The organism is candidate division KSB1 bacterium (assembly GCA_022562085.1).
In the GTDB taxonomy this organism is placed as follows: Bacteria; Zhuqueibacterota; Zhuqueibacteria; order Oceanimicrobiales; family Oceanimicrobiaceae; genus Oceanimicrobium.
This window is the reverse complement of record JADFPY010000315.1, coordinates 1-5,292: the sequence shown is the minus strand read 5'-3', so window position 1 is coordinate 5,292 and position 5,292 is coordinate 1. Positions and strand designations below refer to the sequence as shown.

At 42.7% G+C, this 5,292-nt stretch carries 6 protein-coding genes; all 6 read right to left on the bottom strand.

Features of this window, described 5'->3' with window-relative positions; translation table 11 throughout:
* Positions 1-1,955 (bottom strand): glucan 1,4-alpha-glucosidase (locus IH879_19050; protein ID MCH7677025.1); only part of this gene is annotated, 1,955 nt, incomplete at its 3' end.
* Positions 1,956-2,027: 72 nt separating this feature from the next.
* Entirely contained in the window at positions 2,028-3,656 is a 1,629-nt protein-coding gene (locus IH879_19045; GenBank protein ID MCH7677024.1) for a solute:sodium symporter family transporter, read from the bottom strand.
* Positions 3,657-3,896: 240 nt separating this feature from the next.
* Positions 3,897-4,040, bottom strand: coding sequence for a hypothetical protein (locus IH879_19040; GenBank protein ID MCH7677023.1), 144 nt, complete (start codon positions 4,038-4,040; stop codon positions 3,897-3,899).
* A gap of 152 nt (positions 4,041-4,192) precedes the next feature.
* Entirely contained in the window at positions 4,193-4,732 is a 540-nt protein-coding gene (locus IH879_19035; protein MCH7677022.1) for a hypothetical protein, read from the bottom strand.
* A gap of 99 nt (positions 4,733-4,831) precedes the next feature.
* Entirely contained in the window at positions 4,832-5,104 is a 273-nt protein-coding gene (locus IH879_19030) for a hypothetical protein (GenBank protein MCH7677021.1), read from the bottom strand.
* 52 nt (positions 5,105-5,156) lie between these two features.
* A partial coding sequence (locus IH879_19025) for a hypothetical protein (protein ID MCH7677020.1) occupies positions 5,157-5,292 on the bottom strand: 136 nt, incomplete at its 5' end.

Here is a 5,292-nt window from a genome sequence, read left to right as displayed (position 1 = left end):
TCTCCGGGGAAGGTGAATTCGTACTTTACCTGGAGGTTGTCAGGGAGCGAGGTATCGTCCAGTTCCACCAGAGAATCCAGAATATATTCATCGTCTGGTCGTCGAACACCATAGCGTACCAGTTCTAGAAAACCGGCATCCAGTACATTTTTTTCATTGATGGCCGGGCGGCCATTGCGGCTTTCAAGAAGCCCTCCTTCATCCGGATTCTGATTTTGGGTCATTCTCAGGAAATAGCGACCATTATTTTTGTCGCTATCGAACGTTCCCGTGGTGGTGAACATCGAGTTCTCAATATTCCCGGCAAATGAATCCGCTTTAGCTCTATACCAGGCAGCCGCACCAGGATCACTCGCGGCCTGGTCTGCTATGTCAGCCGCCGTAATTAAACCTGTAATAAGGGCTGCCGTCGAGGAAGGAGAATAGCCGGGCTGCTCTTCCCAGCGCTCCTGCTGGGTTTTTGGAGGGATGATTGTCTCGACGTTGTCGCGCAAACTCACGCTGCCCCCATTGGCCAGAAATTCGGCTGCGGGTTTTAGCATACTGGTATACCAGAAGGATATCTCGGCATTGTCCAAAATGTCAGCTTGCCACAATTTCCAACCGAGCATAATGGGCATGGCCGTTTGGTCCAATTGGACACGGTACCATTCAAGCGTGCCGTCAATATGGGTTTTTTGTAAAAACCAGCCCGTCGCTCCCCGGTTGTCCGGAGTATTTGAGGTCACTTGTACCTGATCAAGATATTCAAACGCAACCAACGGCGTCTGAGTATCGCCTAAAGCTAAAAATGCCATCGCCACCTGATAGAAATCCCTGGGCCAGACTGCCCGATAACCGGTGGCGTTAGTCTCTGCGCTTGCAGTTTCGCCCCATGGGATAGATAAGGAAGCGATCAGCGCCCCGGCATATTCCTTGTCTTCCATCGCCTTGATTACCAGCGCACTAGCATAGAGCTGCCTGCCATTATCCCCGGTCTGCGGAATCATATCAGCTAGATTGGACAAACTGGCTAGATAATCTTCCCAGCCAATCTCGCTGCCAACACCATTATATTTTTTCAAAACGGCCTCATAGCCATCGGCTAGGCTTCCTTCAGCCTGTACGATCGACTCCTCTACAGTACTGCCAAAACTACAGACAACATCAAAGGTGACTGTTTCACTGTTCAGAGTTTGCAATCGGGCCACCATGGCGACATTGCCTCCGCCGCTATCAGCCCGGTCGTAATGCCAGTCCATCACGCCATTGTCTTTCAAATCTGTGAAGCCATCAGATTCACCTACAAAGCCAGCCGAAGTCTCAACAAAAGTGGCGCTGCTTTTCAAACTCAAGTAGACGACTTCACCTTCTCGGGCATGCAATCCACTTTTGTCCACAAAAGCCACATCACCGCTGCCGGTATTGTTCATATGGGGATTTATCAAAATGTATGGAGTAATACCGTTTTCATTGGCCGTAAATATGACCCGCATAAACAAAGTCTGCCGATCCGGGTCGGTAAAAATATGCTTTTCAATTTTATACTTACCTTCCTTGTCGGTGTTTATAACTCGATAAGCCAAAGAAAGCGGCCTACCCTCGCTATCTGTATGCAAATATTCTATCTGGCTGTCGGTATCTCTTCGCTCTTCATCAAAGAAGCCGCTGCCCGTGATCAGGAACTGCAGGTCCTTAATCTGGGCCTTGTCAATCCGTCCAAAAGCCGTTTCGGTGATGATGCCGTTGGCAATGGAAAACCAGACTTTTGATATCACACCGGTCGATCCCGCATCGCTGTATTGTTTATTAAAATACGCTTCATAAGCAGTTCCGATACCGGTTTTAGCTGCATGGCTCCAAATTGACGGAGCTCCGGGCGCTCCGGGCGCCCCTTCATCCCCGTTCGACCAGGCGTCGGCAAACATTAAAAAAACTGTTATCAAAGAAATCGTCAACCCCATTCTTTTGGCCATTTTAGACCTCCTAACTTGGATGAATTTTATGCTCAAATCTGTCTAATAATAAAAAGGCTCTAAAAGATTTCATTAACCGGATATCCATGATAAGAAGAGATAAATGCCGATAGTAATTCCTATTATTGCAAATGAAACGTTTTTTGCCTGGGACCATGGTGTCATATTAACCGGCGCTGGATCTCTTTCATCGCTTTTGGCGATTTCATCAGCGGTTTTAGGTTTGAAATATCCAATGATCAGCATTGTAAAAATTGATGCAATGAAACTAATGAAATAGCCATGAAGCCAATGGAGATCACCAACTCCGTTGGCAAAAAATGTCGGAACGTCCTTGATGTTCACAAATGTGAAAAATGTATAAAATCCCATTCCCACAATCATCCCCATTTTCGCTGCTATGGCCGGCACGTGTTTTGTTGTGATCCCTAAAAGGAAAATACCGATGATAGGTACACTGTAAAGCCCGTTCACTTTTTGCAGGTATTCAAAAATGGACTGCATCTGAGCCAGAAGCGGTGCAATACAAATGGAGGTAACGGCCAGGCCAATACTGAAATATTTGCCGATTTTTACAATCTGCTCTCCCGTTGCATTCCGGTTGATGTATCCATTATAAAACTGAAGAGAAAACAAGGTGGATGCACTGTTCAAAGCACTATTGAATGAACTCAGGATGGCACCCATGAGCACCGCAGCAAACAACCCCAATGACCAATCCGGTAATACGTGACGGACAATCGCCCCGTAAACCTGGTCCTGTTTATCGATGGTGAGATCGGTCATGTGTAATGCGATAATCCCGGGAAGACACAACATCAACGGCCCGACCAATTTCATTGCTGACGCAAAAAGCACACCCTTTTGTCCTTCAGCCAGACTTTTGGCTGCCATCGCCCGCTGAACAATCACTTGATTGGTGGACCAGTAAAACACCTGGATAAACATCATTCCTGTAAATAGTGTCGGCCACGGGACCGAAACGACTTTATTATCTACATTGGTTTGAGTAAGGACTGTCAAATATTCTGGATTATCATTTGTTAATGCTGCCAATCCTGAAAAGAATGACCCGTCTCCCAAAGCGAGCAGTGCCAGAAATGGGATGGTCAGTCCGCCAATTAATAAACCAACACCATTCAATGTATCGCTTACAGCAACGGATTTTAATCCACCAAAAATAGCATAGGAACTCCCAAGGATACCAATCGTAGCCACCACAAACCAAAGCGACAGGTTTAGATCAAACATACCGATCAAAGCCAAAGAACCGGTATAAAGAACTACGGGAAGCAGTACCGTCACATATCCAAACAGGAAAAGACCTGAAACCATGGAACGGGTCGTTTTATCAAAACGCTTTTCAAGAAACGCAGGGGTGGTGGTAAATCCGCTGGCTAAATACCGGGGAAGAAAAACCAATGCGGTGGCGATCATGGCCAAAGCAGCCAGTGCTTCCCAGGCAATTCCTACTAGGGCTTTATCCCCAAAGACAGCACCGTTTAGTCCCACCAACTGTTCCGTGGATAGATTGGTCAGCAAGAGTGATCCGGCAACAATCGGCCAAGTAAGAGCACGCCCACCGGTGAAATATTCTTCAGTAGCATTGTCGGACTTTTTCATTCGATGGACAATGCGGTAGGTGAAAAATGCGACGCCACCTGTCGCTAAAATGAAAGAAATAATCGAAATTATATTCATAGATATTTTACCTGATTAATTCATAAATTTTGTTGATAGGCAAATTTTCATAAAAACACAGCAAAATGATACTCAAAGGAAATTAAATTAGTAACTTATACTGCGAAAGAATTCGGAGACATCCATTTGATGTGAAAAGAGACCTTTTCTGGTAAAATTGGGCATACGATTCCCTTGTTATTTGAAAACAAACAAGACATTTTAAAAATCGGGTCATTGCGAAGTTCGTTTGAATCATTGTCATCTTCGACCAGCAAGAAAATACCCCGCCGACGTCTCGCGGGTTGTCTTCTCGCGAAAGGCGACCCACCATGCGATCAGGAAAACGACGACGAAATATAATAGAATAATTAAGTAATCAATACTGACCAAATTAGCTGTCATGTTCCCTTCTCCTTTATGACCATTTTGCAGCTTTTAGTTTCACTTGCTGTGAGGATTGCGTTGCACCTGAATTTCAGACTTAAAGATAACCTGGTGCAGGCATCCAAAAGTTCGGATCGAAATACAGTCCTTGTTGTCAGGTTCCGGTTCGATTATTCTTTGAAATTCATTCCTTTTGTTTCTTTAATCTTATGCCATAGCTTTGAGATGCCTTCACTCTGTAAAAATAGGTATGAACCTAAAACTAGTTTTAATATTACACCAGTGAAATCACCTATTAATCTATATTTAAAAGGATTAAAACTAGAGTGATACGGTACAATAATAAGATAGAAAAAATTAGAGACTGCCTTGAAAAATGATGGAATAGCTTGTGCTAAGATAAATATACCCACAATAGAGAATGCTATGTTTTGTATATCTATCGATGATAAAGTTGTACCTTTTTTTTCGGACTCTGTAAAAGGAAAGATAAGTTCACTTATTTTTTCACTGTTTTTAATTAGATATATACCGACAGCAATAAATGATATAAATGGAATGAAAGAGAGGACTATTAATACTGAACTTAAACTTTCTGATTTAATAGATTGAATTCCTACCGTAATAAAGTTAATGTTTGAAATAGCTAAAAGAAAAGATAACACACCTAAAATTTTGAAACAAAGTATAGAAATTTCTTTTTTAGACATTTTTCTCTCCTTTGAAAATACTTAATAAACAATGTTACTTACTACTGCTTTTATTATTATTTTCGCGAAAACGGAGAAATTCAAGGTTTTCCCGAGTTCCTACGGAGTCATCAATTCTTTCATTTTTCTCCCTCGGGGCAGTCCAATAGCCGACGCCAAATATGACAAGAAAATTATTGGCACTTCTGTTTCAACTTTATGAAAACCAGCTTTTTGACATCGATAAGCCAGTTCATTCTGATAAATTTTTTCATTCCAATATCTGCCCATTTCATTCTGTATCTCAAAGGTGAATCCCATAATTTGAAAATCTATCTTTCGAAATGCTTCCTCCGAAATATGTCTGGTTTTGAACATCTTTTCTATGGGCATACTATTTGCTCAATCCGAAAGAAACAAAATAAGAAAATAATTTTGTCATTAATCATTTTGTCTTTATATCTTTTAAACGTTCAAGTAGGAATTGCACTGCCAGATCCGTGAGATTCCAGAGCTGGATATCGGTCGTTGTGGCATAACGCACCGGCAGGAGTTTTCCGCCCTCAATTCGATAACTCCAC

What these genes read in the sequence shown, in the direction of transcription:
- IH879_19045 (MCH7677024.1), bottom strand. Translation starts at nt 3,656, where the DNA reads ATGAATATAATTTCGATTATTTCTTTCATTTTAGCGACAGGTGGCGTC.
- IH879_19040 (MCH7677023.1), bottom strand. Translation starts at nt 4,040, where the DNA reads ATGACAGCTAATTTGGTCAGTATTGATTACTTAATTATTCTATTATAT.
- IH879_19035 (MCH7677022.1), bottom strand. Translation starts at nt 4,732, where the DNA reads ATGTCTAAAAAAGAAATTTCTATACTTTGTTTCAAAATTTTAGGTGTG.
- IH879_19030 (MCH7677021.1), bottom strand. Translation starts at nt 5,104, where the DNA reads ATGCCCATAGAAAAGATGTTCAAAACCAGACATATTTCGGAGGAAGCA.